The 26,770-nt window shown below is 56.6% G+C and carries 27 protein-coding genes; 11 read left to right on the forward strand and 16 right to left on the reverse strand.

Annotated elements, in window-relative coordinates; translation table 11 throughout:
• The first annotated feature begins 200 nt into the window (after positions 1-200).
• A complete protein-coding gene (ahpC, locus tag IAE50_RS15580) occupies positions 201-764 on the forward strand; it encodes an alkyl hydroperoxide reductase subunit C (RefSeq protein WP_023479935.1) in 564 nt (187 codons plus the stop codon).
• Positions 765-945: 181 nt separating this feature from the next.
• Positions 946-2,508, forward strand: a complete 1,563-nt coding sequence (ahpF, locus tag IAE50_RS15585) for an alkyl hydroperoxide reductase subunit F (protein WP_200580670.1) — start codon at positions 946-948, stop codon at positions 2,506-2,508.
• Between the two features lie 216 nt (positions 2,509-2,724).
• Here the strand turns inward: ahpF and uspG are convergent, their stop codons facing one another.
• From uspG to dcuC, 4 genes are all read right to left on the reverse strand, one after another.
• A complete protein-coding gene (gene uspG, locus IAE50_RS15590) occupies positions 2,725-3,153 on the reverse strand; it encodes a universal stress protein UspG (protein WP_023479942.1) in 429 nt (142 codons plus the stop codon).
• A gap of 145 nt (positions 3,154-3,298) precedes the next feature.
• The gene (rnk, locus tag IAE50_RS15595) at positions 3,299-3,709 is read right to left on the reverse strand and encodes a nucleoside diphosphate kinase regulator (RefSeq protein WP_042715712.1); all 411 of its coding nucleotides are present in this window, start codon (positions 3,707-3,709) and stop codon (positions 3,299-3,301) included.
• Positions 3,710-3,857: 148 nt separating this feature from the next.
• Positions 3,858-4,661: a ribonuclease I gene (rna, locus tag IAE50_RS15600; protein WP_200135144.1), complete on the reverse strand. Its 804-nt coding sequence runs from the start codon at positions 4,659-4,661 to the stop codon at positions 3,858-3,860.
• A gap of 100 nt (positions 4,662-4,761) precedes the next feature.
• Positions 4,762-6,135 (reverse strand): anaerobic C4-dicarboxylate transporter DcuC, encoded by a 1,374-nt coding sequence (gene dcuC / locus IAE50_RS15605; protein ID WP_200580691.1) that lies wholly within the window; start codon positions 6,133-6,135, stop codon positions 4,762-4,764.
• Positions 6,136-6,478: 343 nt separating this feature from the next.
• Here dcuC and IAE50_RS15610 point away from each other — a divergent pair, with 343 nt between their 5' ends.
• The 7 genes from IAE50_RS15610 to cspE all read left to right on the forward strand — a co-directional run bounded on the left by IAE50_RS15610 (position 6,479) and on the right by cspE (position 14,227).
• The gene (locus tag IAE50_RS15610; RefSeq protein ID WP_200580671.1) at positions 6,479-6,886 is read left to right on the forward strand and encodes a DUF2946 domain-containing protein; all 408 of its coding nucleotides are present in this window, start codon (positions 6,479-6,481) and stop codon (positions 6,884-6,886) included.
• Positions 6,887-6,940: 54 nt separating this feature from the next.
• Complete coding sequence (locus IAE50_RS15615; RefSeq protein WP_232045052.1) at positions 6,941-7,267, forward strand: copper-binding protein; 327 nt, start codon at positions 6,941-6,943, stop codon at positions 7,265-7,267.
• A gap of 12 nt (positions 7,268-7,279) precedes the next feature.
• Positions 7,280-8,533 carry a TolC family protein gene (locus IAE50_RS15620; protein WP_200580672.1) on the forward strand — a complete coding sequence of 418 codons (1,254 nt, stop codon included), beginning with the start codon at positions 7,280-7,282 and terminating at the stop codon, positions 8,531-8,533.
• Complete coding sequence (locus IAE50_RS15625) at positions 8,533-9,978, forward strand: efflux RND transporter periplasmic adaptor subunit (RefSeq protein WP_200580693.1); 1,446 nt, start codon at positions 8,533-8,535, stop codon at positions 9,976-9,978. Before IAE50_RS15620 ends, IAE50_RS15625 begins: the two co-directional genes overlap by 1 nt.
• A complete protein-coding gene (locus IAE50_RS15630; RefSeq protein WP_200580673.1) occupies positions 9,975-13,094 on the forward strand; it encodes an efflux RND transporter permease subunit in 3,120 nt (1,039 codons plus the stop codon). Before IAE50_RS15625 ends, IAE50_RS15630 begins: the two co-directional genes overlap by 4 nt.
• A gap of 170 nt (positions 13,095-13,264) precedes the next feature.
• Positions 13,265-13,828 carry a lipid IV(A) palmitoyltransferase PagP gene (gene pagP, locus IAE50_RS15635; RefSeq protein WP_076769543.1) on the forward strand — a complete coding sequence of 188 codons (564 nt, stop codon included), beginning with the start codon at positions 13,265-13,267 and terminating at the stop codon, positions 13,826-13,828.
• A 189-nt stretch (positions 13,829-14,017) separates the two neighbouring features.
• Complete coding sequence (cspE, locus tag IAE50_RS15640) at positions 14,018-14,227, forward strand: transcription antiterminator/RNA stability regulator CspE (protein ID WP_007373839.1); 210 nt, start codon at positions 14,018-14,020, stop codon at positions 14,225-14,227.
• Positions 14,228-14,283: 56 nt separating this feature from the next.
• Here cspE and crcB read toward each other — a convergent pair whose 3' ends face one another.
• Positions 14,284-14,667, reverse strand: a complete 384-nt coding sequence (crcB, locus tag IAE50_RS15645) for a fluoride efflux transporter CrcB (RefSeq protein WP_054804124.1) — start codon at positions 14,665-14,667, stop codon at positions 14,284-14,286.
• Between the two features lie 89 nt (positions 14,668-14,756).
• Between crcB and IAE50_RS15650 the strand changes: the two genes are divergently transcribed.
• The gene (locus IAE50_RS15650; protein WP_200580694.1) at positions 14,757-15,545 is read left to right on the forward strand and encodes a deaminated glutathione amidase; all 789 of its coding nucleotides are present in this window, start codon (positions 14,757-14,759) and stop codon (positions 15,543-15,545) included.
• 128 nt (positions 15,546-15,673) lie between these two features.
• Positions 15,674-15,871, forward strand: coding sequence for a twin-arginine translocase subunit TatE (gene tatE, locus IAE50_RS15655; protein ID WP_023479962.1), 198 nt, complete (start codon positions 15,674-15,676; stop codon positions 15,869-15,871).
• Positions 15,872-15,938: 67 nt separating this feature from the next.
• Here the strand turns inward: tatE and lipA are convergent, their stop codons facing one another.
• From lipA to IAE50_RS15710, 11 genes are all read right to left on the reverse strand, one after another.
• Positions 15,939-16,904, reverse strand: coding sequence for a lipoyl synthase (gene lipA, locus IAE50_RS15660; protein WP_034813118.1), 966 nt, complete (start codon positions 16,902-16,904; stop codon positions 15,939-15,941).
• 210 nt (positions 16,905-17,114) lie between these two features.
• Complete coding sequence (locus IAE50_RS15665; protein WP_128483401.1) at positions 17,115-18,068, reverse strand: YbeF family transcriptional regulator; 954 nt, start codon at positions 18,066-18,068, stop codon at positions 17,115-17,117.
• Between the two features lie 307 nt (positions 18,069-18,375).
• Positions 18,376-19,017: a lipoyl(octanoyl) transferase LipB gene (gene lipB / locus IAE50_RS15670; protein WP_200135148.1), complete on the reverse strand. Its 642-nt coding sequence runs from the start codon at positions 19,015-19,017 to the stop codon at positions 18,376-18,378.
• Positions 19,018-19,104: 87 nt separating this feature from the next.
• The gene (gene ybeD / locus IAE50_RS15675) at positions 19,105-19,368 is read right to left on the reverse strand and encodes a DUF493 family protein YbeD (protein WP_017455881.1); all 264 of its coding nucleotides are present in this window, start codon (positions 19,366-19,368) and stop codon (positions 19,105-19,107) included.
• A 103-nt stretch (positions 19,369-19,471) separates the two neighbouring features.
• Complete coding sequence (dacA, locus tag IAE50_RS15680) at positions 19,472-20,683, reverse strand: D-alanyl-D-alanine carboxypeptidase DacA (protein WP_023479926.1); 1,212 nt, start codon at positions 20,681-20,683, stop codon at positions 19,472-19,474.
• A gap of 138 nt (positions 20,684-20,821) precedes the next feature.
• Positions 20,822-22,048, reverse strand: a complete 1,227-nt coding sequence (rlpA, locus tag IAE50_RS15685; RefSeq protein ID WP_200135149.1) for an endolytic peptidoglycan transglycosylase RlpA — start codon at positions 22,046-22,048, stop codon at positions 20,822-20,824.
• Positions 22,049-22,058: 10 nt separating this feature from the next.
• Entirely contained in the window at positions 22,059-23,171 is a 1,113-nt protein-coding gene (gene mrdB / locus IAE50_RS15690) for a peptidoglycan glycosyltransferase MrdB (RefSeq protein WP_023479966.1), read from the reverse strand.
• 2 nt (positions 23,172-23,173) lie between these two features.
• Entirely contained in the window at positions 23,174-25,075 is a 1,902-nt protein-coding gene (mrdA, locus tag IAE50_RS15695; RefSeq protein ID WP_200135150.1) for a peptidoglycan DD-transpeptidase MrdA, read from the reverse strand.
• Positions 25,076-25,101: 26 nt separating this feature from the next.
• The gene (gene rlmH / locus IAE50_RS15700; RefSeq protein WP_200135151.1) at positions 25,102-25,569 is read right to left on the reverse strand and encodes a 23S rRNA (pseudouridine(1915)-N(3))-methyltransferase RlmH; all 468 of its coding nucleotides are present in this window, start codon (positions 25,567-25,569) and stop codon (positions 25,102-25,104) included.
• A gap of 3 nt (positions 25,570-25,572) precedes the next feature.
• Entirely contained in the window at positions 25,573-25,890 is a 318-nt protein-coding gene (gene rsfS, locus IAE50_RS15705; protein WP_023479923.1) for a ribosome silencing factor, read from the reverse strand.
• A 244-nt stretch (positions 25,891-26,134) separates the two neighbouring features.
• A complete protein-coding gene (locus IAE50_RS15710) occupies positions 26,135-26,752 on the reverse strand; it encodes an adenosylcobalamin/alpha-ribazole phosphatase (RefSeq protein WP_200580674.1) in 618 nt (205 codons plus the stop codon).
• Positions 26,753-26,770 lie beyond the last annotated feature (18 nt).

The raw sequence follows: 26,770 nt of genomic DNA on the forward strand, positions 1-26,770 counted from the left end.
CACTGAAGTCACCCGCGGGTATTTCAGATATTGAGGCCACCCGTACCGGTGGCCTTTTTACTTTTGGCTAATGTCTGTTCACAGAGTTGTTCGTTGGCGGTTGTTAGCTAACGCTTATTGATTTGATAATGCAAACGCATTAGCCGTCGTAAGCAAAGTTCGTTAACTTATGCCCCAACGAAAACACGGAGGAAGTATAGATGTCCTTAATTAACACCAAGATCAAACCTTTCAAAAACCAGGCGTTCAAAAACGGTGAATTCATCGAAGTAACCGAGAAAGATACCGAAGGCCGCTGGAGCGTCTTCTTCTTCTACCCGGCTGACTTCACCTTCGTATGCCCGACCGAACTGGGCGACGTGGCTGACCACTACGAAGAACTGCAGAAACTGGGCGTTGACGTTTACTCTGTTTCCACCGACACCCACTTCACGCACAAAGCATGGCACAGCAGCTCTGACACCATCGCGAAAATCAAATACGCGATGATCGGCGACCCGACTGGTGCCCTGACCCGTAACTTCGAAATCATGCGTGAAGACGAAGGTCTGGCAGATCGCGGTACCTTCATCGTTGACCCGCAGGGCATCATTCAGGCTATCGAAGTGACCGCTGAAGGCATCGGCCGTGACGCATCTGACCTGCTGCGTAAAATCAAAGCGGCTCAGTATGTTGCTTCTCACCCAGGCGAAGTGTGCCCGGCTAAGTGGAAAGAAGGCGAAGCGACCCTGGCTCCGTCCCTGGACCTGGTTGGCAAAATCTAAATTTCCGGCGGCGCAAAGTCTCTCCCGGTCTGCAAAACGTAGGCCGGGTAAGCGTAGCGCCACCCGGCGTAAAACGGGTGCATTGCACCCGTTTTTCTTCCACACACCATGATTCAAGTTGCATCCAGGCGGCTCCAATGAGGCAGCTTGCATGATGATGTTTTAAGAGAAGGATACCGACATGCTCGACACCACAATGAAAACCCAGCTCAAGGCTTATCTTGAGAAACTGACCAAGCCTGTTGAGTTGATCGCGACGCTGGATGACAGCGCGAAATCTACCGAAATTAAAGAGCTGCTGGGCGAAATCGCCGAGCTCTCTGACAAAGTGACCTTTAAAGAGGACAACACCCTGGCGGTGCGTAAGCCCTCTTTCCTGATCACCAACCCAGGCTCGCACACTGGCCCGCGCTTTGCTGGCTCTCCGCTGGGGCATGAATTTACTTCGCTGGTGCTGGCGCTGCTGTGGACCGGCGGTCATCCGTCGAAAGAGGCGCAGGCGCTGCTGGAGCAGATCCGCGATATCGACGGCGACTTCGAGTTCGAGACTTACTACTCGCTCTCCTGCCACAACTGCCCGGACGTGGTGCAGGCGCTGAACCTGATGTCGGTGCTGAACCCACGCATCAAGCACACGGCGATTGACGGCGGCACCTTCCAGAACGAAATCACCGATCGTAACGTAATGGGCGTTCCGGCGGTCTACGTTAACGGTCAGGAGTTTGGTCAGGGTCGTATGACGCTGACAGAGATCGTGGCGAAAATTGATACCGGCGCGGAAAAACGTGCGGCGGAAGAGCTGAACAAACGTGACGCTTACGATGTGCTGATTGTCGGCTCCGGCCCGGCGGGCGCAGCGGCCTCCGTCTACTCTGCCCGTAAAGGCATTCGTACCGGTCTGATGGGCGAACGCTTCGGCGGCCAGGTGCTGGATACCGTTGATATCGAAAACTACATCTCCGTGCCGAAAACCGAAGGCCAGCAGTTTGCGGGTGCCCTGAAAGCGCACGTTGCGGATTATGACGTTGATGTGATCGACAGCCAGAGCGCCAGCAAGCTGGTTCCGGCGTCGGTTGAAGGCGGCCTGCATCAGATTGAAACCGCGTCTGGCGCGGTGCTGAAAGCGCGTACCGTCATCATTGCGACCGGCGCGAAATGGCGCAACATGAACGTGCCGGGCGAAGATCAGTATCGCACCAAGGGCGTGACCTACTGCCCGCACTGCGACGGCCCGCTGTTTAAAGGCAAGCGCGTGGCGGTGATCGGCGGCGGTAACTCCGGCGTGGAAGCGGCTATCGATCTGGCCGGTATTGTTGAACACGTGACGCTGCTGGAGTTTGCTCCGGAGATGAAAGCGGATCAGGTGTTGCAGGATAAAGTTCGCAGCCTGAAGAACGTTGATATCGTTCTGAATGCGCAGACCACCGAAGTGAAAGGCGACGGCACCAAAGTGACCGGCCTTGAGTACCGCGACCGCGTGAGCGGCGATGTACATCAGGTTGCGCTGGCGGGGATCTTCGTGCAGATCGGTCTGCTGCCGAACACCACCTGGCTGGAAGGCGCGATTGAGCGCAACCGCATGGGCGAAATCATCATCGACGCCAAATGCGAAACCAGCGTGAAAGGCGTGTTCGCGGCGGGCGACTGCACCACGGTGCCGTACAAACAGATCATTATCGCTACCGGCGAAGGTGCCAAAGCGTCGCTTAGCGCGTTTGATTACCTGATCCGTACCAAAGCGTAAGCAGAATTAGAAAGTAAGAGTCACCTGCATATAAAAAGCTGCCGCAAGGCAGCTTTTTTTTACCCGGATGAAGCCGGATTACGGGTTGGGTGCCCCTTTTTTGCCGGATGGCGGCTGCGCCTTATCCGGCCTACAAAAGACCGCGATCCCTTTAACAACAACGCGCACAATCCCGTAGGCCGGATAAGCGTTAGCGCCATCCGGCAATAAGACAATCTACCGCACGACCAACACCGGAATATGCGCGTGGCGCACCACGCTGGAGGCATTGGAGCCGAGCAGATGGGTGCTAATGGAGGGGTTACGCGAGGCGATCACCACCATATCCGCATGCAGCTCTTCGCCGAGCTCATTGACCATATCGCGCACGCTGCCGAAGCGAACGTGGGTATGAATGCGCGAAGGATCGATGGAGAAATGGCTCCGCATACTCTCGAGGCGGGTTTGCGCCTCCTGGTGCAGATGCTCCTCAAAGCGGCGTAAATCGGCGGCGAAGCGGTGCAGGCTCAGGCTGGCGGAAGCGGGTAACACATGCAGCAGGTGAATAACACCTTCGCTCTGGGCGAGGAATTCGGCGTGACGAACGGCTTTATCACTTAACTCCATTTCGAAAATATCGACCGGCATAATGATTGTCTGATACATAAACGCGTCTCCCTGTGGGTTATGTCCCGGGAATTGAAGCACAAAGAGAGGGGGGATTTTGCTGCATGGGTGGCAAATCTGAACAATGGCGGGCGCCGGAAAGAGGATGCGGGCGCATCCTCTGCAAAACAAAGCAGGGCGGGGATCAGAGCATGAAATCGCCAGCGGCTTCGGGCTGGTAAAGCAGCTCCAGCACTTCAAGGTCGGTGGTGGTTCCCCCCGGCAACGTCCAGTGAATGGAATCACCAACACGTAAACCTAACAGCGCCGCGCCCACCGGGGCCAGTACCGACAGCTGCGTGGCGCTGTCTGTCATCTGCGCCGGGTAGACCAGCGTACGCACGCGGATTTCACCGCTTTTCAGCTCGCGGAATTTTACCGTGCTGTTCATCGTCACCACATCATGCGGCATCGCTTCTGGCGCGCACATATTCGCGCGATCCAACTCCTCATTCAGCGCATCCGCGACCGCAAGGCTGGCATGTGCAGGCTGCTCCAGCAAGCGGTCGAGGCGCTCAGCGTCTCGCTCATTAATGATAATGGCAGGTCTGGACATCTCTTACTCCGTGTCAGGTGATTGATCCAAAGAAAAACCCTCGCCGACGGGCAGCGAGGGTTTGTCTAAAGCTGATGATACTAACCCGGCCCCATGCTGTGAAGTGACCAGGCGCACATTTGCCTCAATTATGATTATTCCGCAGCGATCAGTAACCCGCGCTGTCGAGGATAAAGTGATCCCCACAGTTGCCGGGGTGCGGCTGTGGCAGTAGCGAGCGGCCAGAGAGCGGCGCGTTAATCGCTTCGGCTTTGATAGCTACCTGCATTTCTGTCAAATAGGCCGGGTTGCCGTTGCAGGTGAGTTTCACCGCTTTCACGCTCTGCTTACCGTAAGCCTCGGCGACGGCAGCATCAAAGGCGGTGCGGGTGATCGCTTTGCCGTAGTTATTGGCAAGAAATACCCCGAGCGGGCTGGTTTTGATCTCATGATTCAGACGTACCATCGCGCCAAAATAGTCATCGGGATCGAAGCCGAAACAGACGCCGTGCTTGGCATATTCATAACGCTCAAGGCAGGAGTTACCGCCGGAGCCGGGCATGGCGGCGTTGAGTTTATCTGCCATCTCCAGCGATAAACCGGTCTCTGCCGCCGCGCATTTCTGGCTGGTCTTCGCTTCCGGCATATTGGGGATCGGGCGCGTGGCGCAGCCAAAGCGCATCCAGCGGCGGTTATCGACGCCGCGCGCGGCGATCGATTTCGGCAGGCCCGGCCATAAACCGTGCACCGTCAAATTATCGGCTTTGTCGTCGGGGGATTTTTGCAGGCGGCACTCGTCAGGCTCGTCGCGCCCGTTGTCGTGCATGCTCTGGCAAAAACCGGTCTGCCAGGAGAGCGCCAGCACGTAGCGATCAAAATCGCCATACTGCTTCGGTTGCAGCGGTGCGGCATAGGCAGAAGTAAAGAGTAGCGCGGCAATGCCTGTGCTGATGAAGAGTCCCTTTTTAAACATTTCAGTTCCTGATTAATGGGTCCAGATAATTGCCATAGGTTATTAAACCATAAAAAAAGCGCCGGGCAGGCGCTTTTTCAACTTCTGAAACCCGGCAGGGTTAGTGAACCGCTGCGCCAGGCACAAGGATTTCGGTAGCGACAATCACCACCACCAGGCCAACCAGAATCGGCACGGAGGTGCGTTTTACCACTTCAAACGGCGAAATGTTTGCCATCCCGGCAACGGCAACCACCACGCCAGAAACCGGTGAAATGGTGCGACCGAGGTTGGAGGCCTGCAACATCGGAATCGACAGATAGGCCGGGTTGATGCCCGCTTCGCGCGCCAGTTTTGGGATCATCTCCACAAACGCGTAAAACGGTGCGTTGCCGGAACCCGTCGTCATTGCCGCCAGCATGGTGAGGATCACCAGCACCAGCATCAAAATAATGCTCGCGGAACCGAACGAGGTAGCAATGGAGATCAGGCTCTGGATAAAGCCGATGGTGCTCAGCCCCTGGGCGAAGACGCCCGCAGCAACCAGCAGCATCACGACACCGGCAAAGGCATCGGCCATGCCGCGCCAGGCCACTTCCAGCCCGCTGAAGACATTCTGCGTATTAAAGCCGCGCAAAAATTCCAGTACCGCGGCAATCAGCATACAGATCACGAGGATGGTAATAATGTGCAGTTCCGGGCCCCATTTGCCGTCAAAAATCAGCACGCCGATGATTGGCGTAAAGGGCAGGATGGCGTAAAAAGCGGGCGCGCGGGTGGTGATCTCTTTCACATCCAGCATTTCGCTAACAATGTTCTCTTTCTTATCAAGGTAGCGCTGCCAGAAGAAGTGAGCGATAGCCATGGCGATAATCGCGGCGATAGAGATCGGCAGGGTAGTTTTAAAGGCGAAATCAACCAGCGGCATCTCTGCGGCTTTCGCGGCGAGCACCACATCGCCGGAGGTGGGCGAGAGAATAATCGCTGCCGGGGAGGCGCAAATCGCCGCCGCCGCGCCGCGGCTGATGCCGACGTTAACCATCACCGGGAAGAGCGTTGCCATCAGCAGCACGCCGAGGCCGGTTGCCGAGGAGACCGCCAGCGACATCAGGCAGGCGACAAAGTAGGCGGCAATCATCAGGATATAGGGCGAGTTGATAAAGCGCAGCGGGCGCGAGGCCAGCTTTACCACCATATCGTTAGCGCCGATGTGCGTCATGTAGGCAGCAAAACCGCACAGCATCATGATCATCATGCCGAGATCGCCGCCGCGGCTCATCAGCAGGATTTTTATATATTCGACAATGTCGGTGGCGCGATACCCGGTGCTGGTGGTGCTGGAGGGTAATATTGAGTGGCCCATCAGCGCGCTGACGATCAATAACGCCAGACCGCCGACAAACAGCACGCCGGTGGCGGAGTAGCCTTTAATGATGTAGCGGGCAACGCCGACAATTACCACGACGCCGATCAACAGCTCAATCAGGGTTGAAATCATATTGGGTCCCGGAGGTTGGACAAAAAAAGTAAAGTAATCAAAACTGCACCGCAATGTGCCGAATAACGGCAGCGTGATAGCTGATTAAAATCAACAAAGCGCTGCATTGCGCGCAATATTACGTGAATTGTTATAAATCAGAAAAATAAATACGGGTGAAACGATAATTCAGGCTAATGAATTTCGGCAGTTATGTTTTATTCGTGATAACGGTTGGTTAATTGTTTTGGCGTTTTTCGTTTCAGTTTGATTTGACAGCAAAATTCACTAAAAAAGCCTTTAAAAATAGAAAGCGGGCTGCTTATACTCGCCGTTACCTTCACTCACCCATGGCGATGTTATGCACGCAGCCTGGCTCTACCGATTGCGCTTTATTAAGCGGCATTTATTAATGCTGCTTATCGCACTGGGTTGGCTGCTGATCCAGAGCCAGATGGCGATTGCCTCCCACGGCTGCGCGCTTCCGGTACCGGGTGAAGCGATGGCGCAGCAGCATCTGCATCATCTGGCAATGGGTGATGGCGCGCCCATTGCCCACGCGATGAAAGCGCCGCTCTGCGAGAAGCACTGCGTGCCCGATCAGGTGCAAAAAGAGAGCCATTACCCTTCACTGGCGGCGCTGCCCGCCACGATAACGCTGGCGATTGCCGAACCCGTTTGTTCTGCTATCACTTCGCGCAGCTGGGTATTAACCCCGCCTGCCGCTGGCCCTCCGGCAACCATCCGCTTCTGCCGTTTTCGCGAATAGAGACCTGTTAACACATTGATTTGAATTTCATTGATGTTTAACAGGAGATTTTCTATGCGTAGCTATTTACTCTGCCTGCTCTCAGGCATCCTGCTTTTCCCGCATCTCAGCGCTTACGCGCAAACGCACGACATGGCGCACCATCACGCGATGCCGGCTCAGGTTTATCAAAGCCAGGGCACTATCAAAAAAATCACCCCGCAGGCGATCTCTATCGCCCATCAGGCTATTCCCGCGCTGCACTGGCCGCCGATGACCATGCAGTTTACGGTTGCGCCGGAGCATCCGCTGGCGCAGGTGAAGGTGGGCGATAACGTTCGCTTCAGTTTCAGCCAGAGCGATCGGGGTTACACCCTTATTGCCTTAACGCCGTTACCGTAAGCGGGAGTAACCATGAAAGGATACTCGCTGAGCCTGCGGCTCGGCGGCGTTTGCCTTGCGCTTATCTGCTCCGCCGCGCAGGCGGAGTCGCTAACGCTGACGCAAACCCTCGCCGCCGCAGAGCGCTACTCTGCTGAACTTTCTGCTAACCGTAACGAAGCCCGGGCGCTGGATGCGATGGCCGATTCCGCCCACCAGTTGCCTGACCCCAAACTCAAATTCGGCATTGAGAATGTGCCGGTACAGGGCAATAACGACCGCCGTTTGACCCGCGAAGGCATGACCATGCAGCGCATTGGCGTGATGCAGCAGTATGTCAGCGCGGAAAAACGCGATCGCAAGGCCGACACCTTGCTGGCCGAAGCGCGCAGCGTCGAGGCCAAATCCCACGTGGTGCGCGCGGCGCTCCAGCGCGATACCGCCCAGGCGTGGCTTGAGCTGGCGCTCTCGCAGCGGGCGCTGCACACCGCCCGGCAATTAGTGGCAGAAACCGCGCGTCAGCAGGGCGCGCAACGCGCCAGCGTTGGCACGGGTAATGCCCTGCCGGACAGCATGCTCGCCTTTCAAATCGGCCTGAGCGCGATGCGCGATAAAGTCACTCTTGCCGAGCGGGATGTGCAACTGGCGCAGACCCGGCTGATACAGTTGACCGGGCAGCCGATCACCGCTGTCAGCGGCGAGCTTCCCCGCTATCAGCGTCTGCCCGCCGATGAGAAAACGCTGGAGGAGGCGATTCGCCAGCATCCCGACATGCTGGCTGCCGCAAGTGTTGCCAACAGCGCCAAAGCCCGCTCGGCGGAGTCGGCGATTGCCGCACTCCCCGATGTCGAGGTGGAGGTGTGGTATGGGCGGCGTGCCGAGGGGTATGAAGATATGGCCGGGGTGATGTTTACCGTCGACCTGCCGCTGTTTCAGTCCCGCCGACAGGATAAAGATCACGCCGCCGACATCTCGCGCACCTTGCAGGCCAATGACCAACTGGCGCTCGCCGAGCGTGAGCATCTCGCCGAACTTCACACCCTGATTGCCCAGTACAACGCCGCGCAAGCCCTCTGGCAGCGCCAGCGGGATGACGTGCTGCCGCTTTTGCGCAGCCGTGCCGCGCTGTTAGCGGCCCAGTATCGCGCCGGGCAGTCCGATCTCCCGGCGCTGCTTGAGGCGCGCCGCAGCGTGCTCGACGGTGAACTGGCGCTCAATCAGGCCGAAAAAACGATGGCGCAGCAGTGGACAGCGATCCGCTGGCTTATCCCGCAGGAGGTGATGTGATGAAACGAACTCTGTTAGCCGTGGCGGTTGCCGCCTGCGTAGCTGCCAGTGCCGGTTACCTTGCGGGTCGCCACCAGAGCGTACCCGCTGAAAGCAGCCAGCCGTCGCAGGCGCGTAAAGTGCTCTACTGGTACGACCCGATGGTGCCGGATCAGCGCTTCGATAAGCCGGGCAAATCGCCCTTTATGGATATGCCGCTGGTGGCGAAATATGCCGATGATGCACCCGTTGACGGTGGCGTGCGCATCAGCGCCCAACAGCAGCAAAACCTTGGCATGACCACCGCCAGGGTGGAGAAACGGCCGCTCGCCAGCGCTTTCAGCGCGTTTGCCAGCGTGACTACTGATGAGCGTGCGATGCAGATCGTGCCGTCACCGGCGGCGGGCGTAGTGGAGAAACTCTTTGTCCGTGCGCCGCAGCAGTGGGTGAAAAAGGGCGAGGCGCTGGCGCAGCTCTGGATCCCGCAGTGGACCAGTGCGCAGCAGGAGTATCTGGCGGTGCGCCAACTCGGCGACAGCGAACTGACGCGCGCCGCCCGCGAACGGCTGGCGTTGCAGTTTATGCCGCAAGAGGTGATTCGCGCGGTGGAGCGCAGTGCCAAAGCGCAGACCCGGCTGATTATTCGCGCCGCGCGCGACGGCTATGTCACTAAACTCGATACCCGCGAAGGGGCGCAGGTCGCCGCCACGCAAACGCTGTTTGAACTGGCGAGCCTCGATCCGGTCTGGCTGCTGGTCGATTATCCGCAAAGCCAGGCGCAGGCGCTGACGGCTGGCAGCGAGGTGGAAGCGACCAGCGAAAGCTGGCCGGGCGAGCGATTCCACGGTCGTGTCAGTGAACTGTTGCCGCAACTCGCCAGCGCCACACGCACGCTCCAAGCGCGCATTGTGCTGAATAATCCGCAGCAAAAGCTGAAACCCGGCATGTTTCTTACCGTCACCCAGTCGGAAGGAGCACAGCAGCCGGCGGTGCTGGCCATCCCGGAAGAGGCGTTAATCGAAAGCGGGCGCGCCAGCCGCGTGCTGCTGGCAACCGGCGAGGGCCATTTCCGTGCGGTGAATGTGACGCCCGGACGGCGCGCGCAGGGCTGGCGGGAGATCCTCTCCGGGTTACAGGAGGGCGATGAGGTGGTCACTTCCGGCCAGTTCCTGATCGACTCCGAAGCGAGCCTGCGCAGTGCTTTGCCAGAGTCATCACCTGTCGTCAAAAAAACAGCGGAATATCGCGCCAGCGGCGTGGTGCAGGCGGTAGATAACGGCATAATCACCCTCAGCCATCAACCGATCCCTGAGCTGAACTGGGGAGCGATGACGATGGACTTTACGCTTACAGATCCCGCTCCGCAGGTGAAGGTGGGCGATAAAGTGATGTTCAGCTTCACGCTGGATGATGAGGCGGGCGCGGTAATCACCCATCTGATGCCGCAGCAGGAGGCGAAGAAATGATTGCTGCCGTCATTCGTGCGTCATTACGCAACCGCCTGCTGGTTCTGCTGGCGGCGCTTGTCCTCACCGGCTGGGGCATCTGGTCGCTGCAACGGGCACCGCTTGATGCGTTGCCCGATCTCTCGGATGTGCAGGTGATTATTCGCGCCAGCTATGCGGGCAAAGCGCCGCAGCTGATTGAGGATCAGGTGACCTATCCGCTGACCACCGCCATGCTCTCGGTGCCGGGGGCGAAAACCGTGCGCGGCTACTCAATGTTTGGCGATGCTTATGTCTATGTGCTGTTTGACGATGACACCGATCTCTACTGGGCGCGCTCGCGGGTGCTGGAGAGCCTGAGCCAGATTCAGGCATCGCTGCCCGCCGGGGTGGAGGTGGGCCTTGGGCCGGATGCCACCGGCGTCGGCTGGATCTATGAGTATGCGCTGGTGGATCGCAGCGGTAAGCACAACCTCGCCGAGCTGCGCGCCTTGCAGGACTGGACGCTGAAATTTGAGTTGAAAACTGTGCCTAATGTTGCGGAAGTCGCCAGCGTCGGTGGCATGGTGCGCCAGTACCAGATTGTGCCGGACCCGCAAAAGATGCGCGCGCTCAATATCACCCATCAGCAGTTAGTAAGCGCGGTGCAGGCGGCAAATCAGGAGAGCGGCGGCGCGCTGCTGGAGATGGGCGAAGCGGAGTTTATGCTGCGCACCAGCGGCTACTTACGCCAGCCGGAGGATTTTCGCCAGACGGTGATCGCCAGCCGCGACGGCGTGCCGGTGATGCTTTCCGATATCGCGACCGTGCGCCTCGGGCCTGAGCTGCGCCGGGGCGTGGCGGAGTATAACGGCGAGGGTGAAGTGGCGGGCGGCGTGATTGTGATGCGCTACGGCAAGAATGCGCTGCAAACCATTCAGGCGGTCAAAGCGAAGCTTGCTGAGATACAAAAAACGCTGCCTGCCGGAGTGGAGATTGTGCCGGTTTACGACCGCTCGACGCTGATTGAGAGCGCCGTCGGCACGCTGACCCATAAGCTGACTGAAGAGTTTATCGTTGTTGCGCTGGTCTGCACGCTGTTCCTGTTTCACTTTCGCTCAGCGCTGGTGGCGATTGTCTCACTGCCACTGGGCATTCTCGGCGCGTTTATCGTCATGCACTACCAGGGGATCAACGCCAATATTATGTCGCTTGGCGGCATCGCGATTGCCATCGGTGCAATGGTCGATGCGGCGATTGTGATGATTGAGAATATGCACAAAGTGATGGAGCAGTGGCGGCACGATAACCCTGGTCGCCTGCCGGCGCGGGGCGATTACTGGCGCTTCTCCGAACAGGCGGCGGTGGAGGTCGGCCCGGCGCTCTTTTGCAGCCTGCTTATCATCACCCTGTCGTTTATTCCCGTCTTCTCGCTGGAGGCGCAGGAGGGGCGCATGTTCTCGCCGCTGGCATTCACTAAAAGCTGGGCGATGGCTGTCGCTGCCGGGCTCGGCATTACGCTGGTGCCGGTGCTGATGGCGCTGTTTATTCGCGGCAAGATCCCTGATGAGAAGGCCAACCCGATTAACCGCGTACTGATCCGCCTGTATGAACCGCTGCTGGATAAGGTGCTGGCGTGGCCGAAAGCGACGCTCGCCATCGCCCTGCTGCTGTTGCTGGCGACCGCCTGGCCGCTCAGCCGCCTTGGCAGTGAATTTATGCCGCCGCTTGATGAGGGCGATCTGCTCTATATGCCGTCGACGTTGCCGGGTATTTCCGCCCGCGAAGCGGGGCGCTTGCTGCAACAAACGGACCGCTTAATCAAAAGCGTACCGGAGGTGGAGAGCGTGTTTGGTAAAGCGGGCAGGGCGGAGAGTGCGACCGACCCCGCACCGTTGACCATGCTGGAAACCACCATCCGCTTCAAGCCGCGCGCGCAGTGGCGGCCCGGTATGACGCCGGAAACGCTGATCGACGAACTGGATAGAACCGTCAGCGTGCCGGGCATTGCCAATGTCTGGGTGCCGCCAATCCGTAACCGTCTCGACATGCTGGCGACCGGCATTAAGAGCCCGGTGGGGATTAAGGTGAACGGCAATAACATTGCCGATATTGAGCGCGTGGCGCAGCAGATAGAGCAGGTGGTGAAAAGCGTGCCGGGCGTCACCTCCGCGCTGGCGGAGCGGCTGGCGGGCGGGCGCTATGTTGATATCAACATTAATCGCCAGCAGGCCGCGCGTTATGGCGTCTCGGTGCAGGAGTTACAGTCGCTGGTTTCAACCCTGGTGGGCGGCGAGAAGATTGGCGAGGTGTTACAGGGGCGCGAGCGGTTCCCCATCAATGTGCGTTACCCGCGGGATCTTCGGGCGAACGTCGACGATCTGCGCGCGCTACCGGTGATCACCGCCAGCGGCAGCCAGATTGCGCTCGGCGATCTGGCAGAAGTGGTTATTACCGAAGGGCCGCCGATGCTGAAGAGCGAAAATGCGCGCTTGTCGAACTGGATCTACGTCGATCTGCGTGGGCGTGATTTGAAGTCGGCGGTGGAGGAGATGCAGCAGCGGGTGGCGCAGCAGGTGAAGCTGCCGCAGGGCGTTACGCTCAGCTGGTCCGGGCAGTTTGAGTATCTAGAACGCGCGACGGCGAAGTTGAAAATTGTCCTGCCGGTGACGCTGATGATTATCTTTGTTCTGCTGTTTATTACCTTCAAACGGGTATCTGATGTCCTGTTAATTATGGGGACATTGCCCTTCGCATTAATAGGCGGCGTCTGGTTGCTCTGGCTACTGGGATATAACTTATCGGTGGCTGGAGCTGTCGGTTTTATTGCGCTGGCCGGTGTAGCCGCAGAGTTCGGGGTTATTATGGTGCTCTATCTCAATCATGCGCTTGAGAAATATCGCATCTCTGAATCCGATGAACCTAATAAACGACTGCTTCTCGCAATACATGAGGGGGCGGTTTTACGCGTGCGCCCGAAAGTGATGACGGTGGCGACCATTATGGCCGGGCTGCTGCCTATCATGTGGGGCGGCGGCAGCGGCGCAGAGGTGATGAGCCGTATCGCGGCACCGATGATCGGCGGGATGGTCACCGCTCCGCTGCTATCAATGCTGATGATTCCGGCGCTCTATTATCTGCTGCATCAAAAGCGCTGACCTTAATAAGTGCCCCGGCAACGGGGCACTTGATACTTTATTAAGTTTTGTAACCAGTCAGGAAATGGGACTCTTCCTGGCAGCTTTAAGAATAACGCTAATTTCGTTAAGGAACTATTAAGGTAAGGTGTCGGAAAATAGAAGTTGATTTGTTATATGGAAAATTTGTTGTGGCTGTTTATAAAAAATTTAAATATTTCGCTGTCTTTTTGTGTTTACAGATTTTACTGATTCCAACACTTCACGCAGCAGACAAACCCTGGTACACCGTTTTCGCTGACAACGTTAAGCAAACGTGGCAGCAGCCGGATAACTACGATCTCTATGTGCCTGCCATCACCTGGCATGCGCGTTTTGCCTATGACAAGGACAAAACCGATCGCTATAACGAGCGTCCGTGGGGCGCAGGCTTTGGTCAGGATCGCTGGGATGAGAAAGGGAACTGGCACGGGCTCTACCTGATGGCGTTCAAAGACTCCTTTAACAAGTGGGAGCCAATTGGCGGCTACGGCTGGGAAAAGACCTGGCGCCCGCTGGCGGATGAGAATTTCCATCTGGGTCTTGGTTACACTGCGGGTGTCACCGCGCGCGATAACTGGAAATACATCCCGATTCCGGTGCTGCTGCCACTGGCCTCCATTGGCTATGGACCGGCGACGTTCCAGATGACCTACATTCCCGGCACTTACAACAACGGTAACGTTTACTTCGCGTGGATGCGCTTTCAGTTTTGATCGCCGCATCAGTGGTTATAGTGAACAAAGAGTAAACAGCGCGAAAAACGCGGAATAATGCGGCGCTGGAAAAAAGTTCGCGACATTTATCACTTTTTCGCGAATAACGACTGGACAAAACTCGCGACAATTGTTGTACTGATACCCGACACAGCATTTGTGTCGTTTTTTCATGTAAAGGTAATTTTGATGTCTAAGATTAAAGGTAACGTTAAGTGGTTTAATGAATCCAAAGGATTCGGTTTCATTACTCCGGAAGATGGCAGCAAAGATGTGTTCGTACACTTCTCTGCAATCCAGAGCAATGGTTTCAAAACCCTGGCCGAAGGTCAGCGCGTTGAGTTTGAAATCACTAACGGTGCCAAAGGCCCATCTGCTGCTAACGTAATGCCTGTTTAATCAGCGCGTACAGCAAGAATTCCAAAACCCGCCGAAAGGCGGGTTTTTTATTGCCTTCAGTTTGCGTTAGCGGTTGAGAGGAGCCAGAACGCCAGTGCGGTCATGGCAAACGATCCCAACAGGTTAACGGCGACATTCAGCAGCGCCCAGCCTGCGCGCCCTTCCTGCAGTAAAAACACCACTTCCGCCGAAAAGGTGGAGAAGGTCGTCAACCCGCCGCAAAACCCGGTGGTTATCAGCACTTTCCACACCGGATCGATATGCGTCATACGGTTAAACCACGCCAGCCCGGCGCCAATAATAAATGCGCCAATTAAGTTCGCCGTCAGCGTACCAAGCGGAATGATTTGATGAACCGGGTTAAGCTTCATACTTAACATCCAGCGCGCCACGCTGCCCGTGCCGCCGCCAATAAATACCGCTAAAAGGAGTTGTAACACTGAGCTATCCTGCTATCTGATAAGTGAATGTGCCGAGTTTACCGTCGTGGCCGGAAACTGGCTATGGCAATACTGTAAGGAGAAACGTGATGATTGTTGCTGCCGGACAATTTGCTGTCACACCCGTGTGGCAAACTAACGCCCGTACGTGTGTATCCTTAATGGCACAGGCCGCGCGTCAACAGGCCTCGCTGCTGGTGCTGCCAGAGGCATTACTGGCGCGGGATGATAATGACCCGCATATGTCGGTGAAATCCTCACAGCGGCTTGATGGGGGCTTTCTGAGCCTGCTTTGCGAAGAGAGCCGACGTAATACCATGACCACTGTACTGACCATCCACGTTCCGTCAACAGCGGGCAGGGCGGTTAATACGCTGGTGGTATTGCGCGGCGGGGAGATCATCGCGCAGTATGCCAAGCTGCATCTTTATGATGCGTTCAGCATGCAGGAGTCCGCACGGGTCGACGCCGGAAACACATTGCCACCGCTGATTGAGGTGGAGGGCATGCTGGTGGGTTTGATGACCTGTTACGATCTGCGTTTCCCGGAGCTGGCATTATCGCTGGCGTTACAGGGTGCTGAACTGCTGGTGGTGCCCGCTGCGTGGGTGCGCGGGCCGCTAAAAGAGATGCACTGGGCGACGCTGCTTGCCGCGCGGGCGCTGGATACCACCTGTTATGTGGTGGCTGCCGGCGAGTGCGGCAACAAGAATATTGGCCAAAGCCGGATCGTCGAGCCGCAAGGTGTTACGCTTGCCGCGGCAGCCGAGGAGGCGCAGTTAATTTTTGCCGATGTGACGGCTGAGCGCGTGGCGCAAACGCGGGAAAAGCTTCCTGTTTTGCGTAACCGCCGTTTTGCGCATCCTCAATTGTTGTGATGTTTTTTTAATCAGTGCTTGATTCATCTCGTTACAGATTGCTATTGTGTGCGCGCACTGAATGACCGTTAATGGTGTCAGGTTATCAACGGTGCTTTTTACAGCCTGTTTTATGAAAGAAGGTATCTATGGGTGAGATTAGTATTACTAAACTGCTGGTCGTGGCCGCGTTAGTGGTTCTGCTGTTTGGGACCAAGAAACTGCGTACACTGGGTGGCGATCTTGGTGCAGCGATCAAGGGCTTCAAAAAAGCCATGAACGATGATGACGCCGCGAAGAAAGACGCAGACGTTGTCACAGCAGAGAAACTCTCTCACAAAGAGTAATCGCGCCACGACAGGCGAAAAAAAACCGGCTATCAGCCGGTTTTTCTGTTTTGAGTGTAAGTAAGTGTTACTTCACTTCCATCCCTTTGGCCTGCAAATCTGCATGGTAGGATGAGCGGACGAACGGACCGCAAGCGGCATGGGTAAAGCCCATCGCCAGCGCTTCCTCTTTCATCTCTTCAAACTCATCCGGGCTGACGTAGCGCTGCACCGGCAGGTGGTGACGGCTCGGTTGCAGATACTGGCCCAGCGTCAGCATGGTCACGCCATGGCGACGCAGATCGCGCATTACTTCAATGATTTCCGCATTGGTTTCGCCTAAACCGACCATCAGGCCCGATTTTGTCGGGATCTCCGGGTGCGCTTCTTTAAAACGCTCCAGCAGTTTCAGCGACCAGTTGTAATCAGCACCAGGACGCACCTGGCGGTAGATACGCGGCACGTTTTCCAGGTTGTGGTTGAACACATCCGGCGGCGTGGCGGTGAGGATATCAAGCGCGCGATCCATACGGCCGCGGAAATCCGGCACCAGGGTTTCGATTTTGATCGTCGGGCTCTTCTCACGGATCGCGGTAATGCAGTCCGCAAAGTGCTGGGCACCGCCGTCGCGCAGATCGTCGCGGTCAACGGAGGTGATCACCACATAACGCAGCGCCATATCGGCGATAGTCTGCGCGAGTTTCAGCGGTTCGTTGGCATCCGGCGCAACAGGACGGCCATGCGCCACATCGCAGAACGGGCAGCGACGCGTACAGATGGCGCCAAGGATCATAAACGTTGCGGTACCGTGGTTGAAACACTCAGCGAGGTTCGGGCAGGAAGCCTCTTCGCAAACAGAGTGCAGCCCGTTTTTGCGCATGGCAGCTTTGATACCCTGGATACGGGAGGAGTCGGCCGGGAGTTTGATTTTCATCCATTCCGGTTTTCTTAACAGGGCTTCACGCTCTGTTGCCACGTTTTTTACCGGGATAAGCGCCATTTTATCGGCGTCGCGATACTTTACACCGCGTTCCATCACAATGGGTTTACTCATAGCGTGCGTGTTCCAGTTGCGGGTGACGAAGAAGGCATTTCAATTCAAGGAGAAGTTGTATTTATCAACTATTTTTGAATTAACGTAGGCGCAGTATACCATCTCTGGCGGGGATAAAGCAGCCTGACGGACTGCCAAATTGTGAAATAGTTGTTGTTTTGTGCTAAAGGCCCGCAGGCCATTTATCACTTTTCCTGGTGCCAGCGGGCGTTAAAACGCCCGTCTGATCACATCTACCACGCTCTCCAGCACCGGGTCGCGCAGGCTTAACTTGTTGTAGTAAAGCGAAATATCCAGGCGCTCATTGTTGACCGGCGGGAAGGGGATCTCGACCAGCGGCCAGCAGTGGCGGAAAAGTTCATATAAACGGTACGGCATCAGACCGAGCAGATCGCTGTTACCAATCAGTGCAGCGATTGTGAACATATTGTAACTGCTAAACGAGACCTGGCGTTCAGGGAAGAGATCCTGCATCCGCTGGCGCAGCGCGCTCAGGTTTTGCCCCTCAAGCATCAACAGCGTGTGCTCATACTTCTGCAACGCCAGCTCATTAATCGGTTCGTTCAGGCAAGGGTGATCTTTGCGGCACACCAGCATCAGGCGGTCAGAAAAGAGTACGTGGTGATTGATGGTGCGCGAACTGGCGATATGGGTATCGATAATCAGATCGGTCTGGAACTGGCTGAGCTGACTTTCAGCATCGCTTATCGGGATGTTGCGCATCATCAGATGCGGGGCGCTCTCTTTGATCGCCTGAAAGACCACCGGGATCACCAGCGCGCCAATAGAGGGCGTGGTACCCACCGTTATCGTGCGCTGCTTATCGTAGCTGCCGGTTAAATCGAGCGCGCCGAGAATCGACTCCAGCCCCTGGCTGATATATTCATGCAGATGGGCTGCATAAGCGGTCGGCGTCACGCCCTGACCTTTGCGAATGAAAAGCGGATCGGGAAATATTGAACGCAATTTTTGGATTGACTGGCTAATAGCGGATGGCGTCAGGTTCAGCACTTTCGCGGCGTTAACGATCCCTTTATGCACATATACCGCCTCAAAAATGGTCAATAAATTGAGATCAATATTGCGCAGGGTTCGGAAGACTTGCGGCTTATCATCCTGGGGACGCACTGTTATTCGCTTTTCCGGCAGGCTCTTATTATCCACGCTTGTGCTCCGTTTTCATTCGCAATATGAATGATAGTTGAATTTGTTTTTTTTGTTCATCAGCAAACTGAGTTAACGTCCTGTCTCGTCTCATCATTACGTAGATTTTTTCATCACGATGCCGGGCAATGCAGTCGGAAAACAATTGGCCTGAAGCATATGTAAGAAGTCTGGCGAAGCATGGTAACGCATATTAGCCAGAGAGGGCAGGCAGGTTGAAAATAGAGAATATGGCTTCTATTGTAAAGCGTTAACAGGGCAAATAAATAACGACCCGCACAAATTGCGGGCCATCATACATCATACATTAAGCGCTCATATATTGATGAGGCGGATTGTTTAGTAACGCTAAAAAGTGCTGGATAAGAATCGTCCTTATTTTATCCATGTTCGCGTTTTCAACAAGTTTGCTGACCTGGGTCATTTCCATCCCGGCATAACCGCACGGGTTGATGCGCATAAACGGTGCGAGGTCCATATCAATATTCAGCGCCAGACCATGGAATGAGCAGCCTTTGCGGATGCGTAAACCGAGCGAGCAGATCTTCTTGCCATCGACATAGACGCCCGGCGCATCCGGCCGTGCATTCGCCACAATATCGAGCTGCGCCAGGGTATTGATCACCGTGTTTTCCAGCAGCGTGACCAGCTCACGCACGCCAATTTTCCGGCGCTTGAGGTTAATCAACACATAAATAACCTGCTGACCCGGCCCGTGGTAGGTCACCTGGCCACCGCGATCGCTCTGAATGACCGGAATATCGCCCGCGGCGAGCACGTGTTCGGCTTTACCGGCCTGGCCCTGGGTAAAAACAGGCGGGTGTTCCACCAGCCAGATCTCATCGGGGGTGTCGTCATCGCGGCGATCGGTGAAGTCGTGCATCTCCTGAGAAACAGGCGCGTAGGGCTGTAAACCAAGATTGCGGATAAGAATGGTGTCCTGAGACAAAACGGCATCTCCGGCGGAGAAAAGAGTGCGGGGAGTATATCACAGCGAAAACGTTACCCGAATGGCTCCGGGTAACGTCACTAACTTTTACAGCACCATACGAACAATTTCGATATTGCCAAGCTCTTCGTACAGCGTTTCAACTTGTTCAATATGCGTCGCGTTGATGGTAATTGAGACCGAGTGGTAGTTGCCTTTGCTGCTCGGTTTTACCTGCGGAGAGTAATCACCTGGCGCATGGCGCTGTACCACTTCAACCACCAGATCAACCAGCTCAGGCTTCGCCAGACCCATCACTTTGTAAGTAAAAGGTGTCGGGAATTCAAGCAGTTCTTTAAGATTGGTTTTCATGTCAGCTCCGGCGTAAAAAATAACAACTCCTGCCGAAGGGGCAGGAGTTTTTTGAGATGTTCAGTATATGGGGGCAGAGATCACACTTTCAAGTGCGCAATCTTTAGCCAAACCAGTGGTGGAACATCAATTTAATGTAATCAATGATTTTGCCGAAGAAGTTACCTTCCGGGATCTCCTGCAGCACCACCAGCGGACGCTGTTCGATGGTTTTGCCATCAAGCTGGAAGTTGATGCTGCCGACCACCTGGTTTTTCTGCAACGGCGCGTGCAGCTCGCTGCTGTTCAGCACATAGCTCGCTTTCAGGTCTTTCATACGACCGCGCGGAATGGTCAGGTAGACATCTTTATCCACGCCCAGCGAGGCGCGATCGCTGTCACCAAACCAGGCTGGCTCAGAGGCGAACTCTTTCCCGGCTTTCAGCGGGCTGACGGTTTCGAAGAAGCGGAAGCCCCAGGTGAGCAGTTTCTTGCTCTCGGTTTCACGCCCTTTAAAGGTACGTCCACCCATCACGGCGGAGATCAAACGCATCTGGCCTTCGGTTGCCGAGGCCACCAGGTTGTACCCGGCGCGATCGGTGTGACCGGTTTTGATGCCGTCAACGTTCAGGCTGTTATCCCACAGCAGACCGTTACGGTTGGTCTGGCGGATGCCGTTGAAGGTGAACTCTTTCTCTTTGTAGATGGAGTATTCGTTCGGCACATCGCGGATCAGCGCCTGGCCAATCAGCGCCATATCACGGGCGGAGCTGTACTGACCTTCAGCGTCCAGGCCGTGCACGGTCTGGAAGTGGCTGTTTTTCAGGCCCAGCGCGTTAACGTAGCTGTTCATCAGGCCAACGAATGCGTCCTGGCTGCCGGCGACGTAGTCGGCCATTGCCACGCAGGCGTCATTACCCGATTGCAGGTTGATACCACGGATAAGCTGGGAAACCGGCACCTGCATGCCAGGTTTCAGGAACATCAGCGAGGAGCCGCGGAACACCGGGTTGCCGGTTGCCCAGGCGTCATTACCGATGGTCACCACATCGCTCTCTTTGAACTTACCCGCTTTCATTGCCTGACCGATAACGTAGCTGGTCATCATTTTGGTCAGGCTTGCCGGATCGCGACGCGCATCGGCGTTCTGTTCCGCCAGCACTTTGCCGGAGTTGTAATCGATCAGGATATAGGACTCCGCATCGATCTGCGGAACGCCTGGGATCATGGTTTTAATGTTCAGGTCATCGGCATGCGCAGCGGAGAGGGCAGCTGCGGTCAGCGCCGTGGTGAGCGCCAGGCGCTGCACGAAACGAGCGGAAAAAGTGGTCTTCATGGTCGAACAACGACATCCGTGATGGAGTTAAAAAAAGTGCCTTACTATAGCAAAAGCTATACCGGCAGGCATCTGACTTTGCGCGTGAGAGTGTGAATCATACTTACACAAATTGACAAACTCAGACACCTTTCCTGACTACTGGGCGCGGGTTACAAAAGATTGTAACTGCGCTTCGCTCTGCAGACGCTGCTGCAGTGCGCTGGCCTCAGACTTATTGCTGAACGGCCCTAACTGGATACGCCACACCGCACCATTCTGCGTCACGCGGCCCGGCACGGAGAACTGCTGCGCCAGGCGCTGCTGATACTGCTGCGCGCGGGTCTGATCGCTTACTGCGCCAACCTGCACCACATAGCTTCCGCTGGCCGCTGCGGCGGCGGCAGGCGCACTGGCAGCCGGTGCCGCGCTGTGAACGGTGCCCTGCACCGAACCAGGTGCCGTCACCGGGGAGTTACGCGTTGCAGGCGCAGCCGTCTGTGTAACCGGCTCTGTCTGGTTCACCGGCGTAGCGGCAGCAGGCTGGGTGGTGGTGTTCATTGCGGGCTGCGCGGCCTCGCTGCTCTCCAGCACGCCAGAGGCGAGCGGCGTTTGCGCGCCGAGGAAACCGCCGCTGCGCACCGGGGCACCGGTCGCATCATCGCTTTTCAGCGTATCGTTACTGATCGGCTGCACGTTAGCCTGCGTTTCCGCTGGCTGTGCGGCAATCGGCTGCATCGGCTGGGCTTCGTTCGGCTGCGGCGCAGCGCTCATGCCGCCCCCGCTCAAATCCGGGCGCGCGGGCAGGGCGTAGGTCTGCTGCGCCACTTTGGTACAGGCCATCCCCGGGCCAGAGAGCGAGCCATCCTGCGCGACAATAATCGGATCGATGCGCACTTTGGTGTTATTCGAGGTGTTCAGGCGATCGGCAGAGGCGCGCGACAGCGAGATAACGCGATCGCTGCCGTAAGGACCACGGTCGTTGATGCGCACCACAATCATGCGGCCGTTCGCCAGGTTGGTGATACGCGCATAGCTCGGAATTGGCAGCGTCGGGTGCGCGGCAGTAAGCTGCATCGGATCGAACGCTTCACCGGAGGCGGTCAGGTTGCTGCCCGGCTCGGCGTCATAGATGGCGGCAAAGCCCGCCTGGCTGAAGCGGGAGGGATCCTGCACGATGGTGTAGCGTTTACCGTCGCGCTCATAATCCTGATTCGCCGTGGCGTTAGGTGTTTCATAGCGCGGCTCAGCGCCGCTGATCTCCACCACCGGGCCGTTGCAGACCGCAGGCTGTGGCGCAACCATCGTCTGCTGCTGATTATCATTACTCGTACAGGCCGCCAGTAATCCTGCTGCTATACAGATCCCAGGCCAAAGCTTATGCATTGCGCACCTCTTAAACGTTCTTGGACAACATTTTTCTGTGGGTATGGATCGACATCACGATACCAAACCCGGCCATGAGTACGATGAGGGCGGAACCCCCGTAACTGATCAGCGGCAGCGGAACGCCTACCACCGGCAAGATACCGCTTACCATACCAATATTTACGAACACATATACGAACAGAATCAGCATCAAACCGCCAGCCATCACCCGGCCGAAGGTGGTTTGCGCCCGCGCGGCGATCCACAGCCCGCGCATAATCAACAGCAGGTAGAGCGCCAGCAGGATCAATATTCCTACCAGGCCCAGCTCCTCCGCCAGTACGGCGAAGATAAAGTCCGTGTGGCGCTCCGGCAGAAACTCCAGCTGTGACTGGGTGCCGTGCAGCCAACCTTTGCCGCTGAGGCCGCCGGAACCAATGGCGATTTTCGACTGAATAATATGGTAGCCCGCGCCGAGCGGATCGGTTTCCGGATCGAGCAGCATCATCACGCGCTGGCGCTGATAATCATGCATCAGGAAGAACCACATTATCGGAATAAAGGCGGCGACAAGCAGCGCGGCAATGCCGATTAGCCGCCAGCTCAGGCCGGAGAGGAACAGCACAAACAGCCCGGAGAGCACCACCAGAATCGAGGTGCCGAGATCCGGCTGCGCCGCCACCAGCAGGGTAGGGACGAAGATCAGCACCAGCGCAATGCCGGTATTTTTCAGCGATGGCGGGCAGACATCGCGGTTGATAAAGCGCGCCACCATCAGCGGTACGGCGATTTTGGCAATCTCCGAGGGCTGAAAACGCACCACGCCGAGATCGAGCCAGCGCTGCGCGCCTTTGGAGATAGCGCCGAAGGCGTCAACCGCAATCAGCAGGATAACGCAGAAGACATAGAGATATGGTGCCCAGCCTTCATAGACGCGCGGCGGCACCTGCGCCAGCACGACCATGACCACCAGCCCCATAGCGATTTGGCCGATTTTACGTTCGGTCATGCCGATATCCTGGCCGCTGGCGCTCCAGATAACGATCGCGCTGTAAAACAGCAGCGCGAGAATGATCAGCAGCAGCGCTGGGTCGAGATGGATCTTATCCCAGAACGATTTTTTGTTCGGATTATCCGTCATGATTATTGGTCCTCTGCCGCGGCCGTGGAGGGGTTTTCCGCCGGCAATTCGGTGTTGTTGTCGCCAAGCATAATGTGGTCGAGGATCTGCCGCATGATGGTACCCACGGCCGGACCTGCGCCGCCGTTTTCCAGAATCATGGCGACGGCGACCTGCGGATTGTCGTACGGGGCGAAAGCGGTCATCAATTTATGGTCACGCAGACGCTCGGCAATACGGTGGGCGTTATAGGTTTCGTTCGCCTTCAGGCCGAAGACCTGCGCGGTACCCGATTTCGCCGCCGCTTTGTAAGGCGCGTTGGCAAAATATTTGTGACCGGTGCCGTTAGGGCGGTTCGCGACGCCATACATGCCATCTTTGGCAATCTCCCAGTAGCCGGAGTGAATATCACCCACCGGTGGCTGTGTGGGCTGCTTCCACGGCACTTTTTTGCCATCCTCGACGGTGCTCATTAGCAGGTGCGGCACTTTTACGATGCCGTCATTAATCAGCGTCATCATCGCTTTGTTCATCTGGATCGGCGTCGCGGTCCAGTACCCCTGGCCGATGCCGACCGGGATGGTATCGCCCTGATACCAGGGTTTCTTGAAGCGCTTCAGTTTCCATTCGCGGGTTGGCATGTTGCCGGAGCGCTCTTCCGAAAGGTCGATGCCGGTGTAATGACCGTAACCGAACTTGCTCATCCACTCGGAGAGCCGATCGATGCCCATGTCGTAAGCGACCTGGTAGAAGAAGGTATCGGCGGACTCTTCCAGGGATTTGGTGACATTCAGATGCCCGTGTCCCCATTTTTTCCAGTCGCGATACCGTTTTTCGGAACCCGGAAGCTGCCACCAGCCGGGATCGAACAGGCTGGTATTGCGGGTGATCACCCCGGCGCTGAGCGCGGAGACCGCGACATAAGGCTTAACCGTTGACGCTGGCGGGTAGACGCCCTGGGTGGCGCGGTTAATCAGCGGCGTGTTCGGGTCATTGAGCAGCCCGGAGTAATCCTTGCTGGAGATACCATCCACAAACAGGTTCGGGTCGTAACTCGGCGTTGAGACCAGCGCCAGGATACTGCCGGTGCGCGGATCGGTCACCACGACCGCCGCACGGCTGCCAGCGAGCAAGGTTTCAATATACTGCTGTAGCTTAAGATCGAGCGTCAGGTAGATATCGTGTCCCGCCTGCGGCGGCACCTCTTTCAACTGGCGGATCACGCGGCCCCGGTTGTTCACTTCCACTTCTTCATAACCGGTCTGGCCGTGCAGCACATCTTCGTAGTAGCGCTCGATGCCGAGCTTGCCGATATCGTGGGTTGCGGCATAGTTGGCAAGCTTGCCATCTTTATCCAGCCGCTCGACGTCTTTATCGTTGATTTTCGACACGTAGCCGATAACGTGGGTTAACGCAGAACCATAGGGGTAGTAGCGGCGTTTATAGCCTTTTACTTCCACGCCGGGAAAACGGTACTGGTTGACGGCGAAGCGCGCCACCTGCACTTCCGTGAGGTTGGTTTTCACCGGAATCGAGGTAAAGCGGTGCGAGCGCGCGCGCTCCTTTTTGAAGTTGGCGATATCGTCATCGTTCAGATCGACCACATCGCGCAGCGCGTCGAGGGTTTGCTGCACGTTATCGACCTTCTCCGGCATCATCTCCACCTGGTAGATGGTGCGGTTCAGCGCCAGCGGCGTGCCGTTGCGATCGTAAATAATGCCGCGACTGGGCGCGATGGGCACCAGTTTGATGCGGTTTTCGTTGGAGCGGGTTTGATAGTCCGCAAAGCGGACGATTTGCAGGTTATAAAGGTTGGCGATCAGCACGCCGGAAAGCAGCAATATCCCCGTAAAAGCGACTACTGCCCGGCGCACAAACAGCGCGGACTCAGCCGTATAGTCGCGAAAAGAGTTCTGTAATTTCATCCGCTGCTAAATCCGCCTAAGACTCGTTACTCACGGTGATAAGGATGGTTGGTCGTGATACTCCATGCGCGATACAGGCTTTCGGCAACCAGCACACGCACCAGCGGGTGAGGAAGTGTCAACGCAGAGAGCGACCAACTTTGTTCGGCTGCCGCTTTGCAGGCGGGAGATAACCCTTCCGGGCCGCCGATCAGCAGGCTGACATCGCGTCCGTCCTGCTTCCAGCGCTCCAGCTCATATGCCAGCTGCGGCGTATCCCACGGTTTGCCGGGGATATCAAGGGTGACGATGCGGTTTTTGCCGGCGGCGGCCAGCATCAGTTCACCCTCTTTATCGAGGATGCGCTTGATATCCGCGTTCTTGCCGCGCTTGCCGGCGGGAATTTCCACCAGCTCAAACGGCATATCTTTCGGAAAACGGCGCAGATACTCGGTAAAACCTGTCTGTACCCAGTCCGGCATTTTTGTGCCGACGGCGACGAGTTGCAGCTTCACGCATTAACCCCAGAGTTTTTCCAGCTCGTACAGACGACGGCTCTCTTCCTGCATGACATGGACCATCACATCGCCCAGATCAACCACCACCCAATCGGCGGCGCTTTCACCCTCTACGCCCAGTGGCAGCATGCCCGCTGCGCGGGACTCCTGAACCACGTGATCCGCGATAGAAGCAACATGGCGGCTTGAAGTGCCGGTACAGACGATCATGCAATCGGTGATGCTCGATTTGCCCTGAACGTCAATGGCGACGATGTCCTGACCTTTCAGGTCGTCAATTTTGTCGATAACAAAATCCTGGAGTGCTTTACCCTGCAAGTGTTCCCCCTGGGTGAGTAAAAAATGTACTGGTCATAAACAGCCTGACATTATACCTGAAAGACGGCGAATGTCGGGACAAAAGTCCAGGCTTCGCGACATGAAAAGTGGGCTATCATCCCATCCTGGCCGCGCGATTGCATCGCCAATTTTGTAAAACAATTTCTGCGCGCGGAGAATAGCAGCCTGCGGGGTCCTGTCAATCACCGAATCACTACAGCTTAAAAGATGGATGAAAAAGCGGCTACTTATCGTCAGGATGCCAGACCGCACGGCTGTTTAGCACCCGCAGCGTGGCAAAATCGTCGCGCAGATCCACCCGGCTCCAGCAGCCCTGGTCGATATGGAAATGCCACAGCGACGAGGCGGGCATACTCAGTAAACGGGCAATCAGCAGGCTGATAACCCCCTGGTGGCTGGCAATGAGCACATTTTTCTGGGTCTGTTTTAGATCCTGCAATAGCGTCACTACGCGCTCGACCCTGGCCGAAAAATCCTGAAAACCTTCACCATTAGTCGGAACCGCATGCTGCCAGTCGGTACACCATGCGGCGTAGCGCTCGGGATCGTCGTGCGTTAAATCGCGGTGGTGGCGCATCTCCCAGTCGCCAAAAAACATCTCATTAAGCAGGGGTGTGGTGTGAGTGTCGATATCGCGCGATGCCAGCACGCGCGCAGCCGTCTGCCGGGCGCGATCCAGTTCGCTGCAGAGCACATAATCGAAGGGCACGGCGTGGAGCAGGTCGTGAAGGGTTTGCGCCTGCGCTAATCCTTTTGGCGTTAAGGGCGTCGGGGCATGTCCGCTGTAGAGCCCGGCCACGTTCGCTTCAGTCTCGCCGTGGCGTATTAACCAGAGTCGCATACACTTCTCCTGTTGATC

The sequence above is a fragment of the Kosakonia sp. S42 genome (assembly GCF_016624785.1).
Taxonomy (GTDB): Bacteria; Pseudomonadota; Gammaproteobacteria; order Enterobacterales; family Enterobacteriaceae; genus Kosakonia; species Kosakonia cowanii.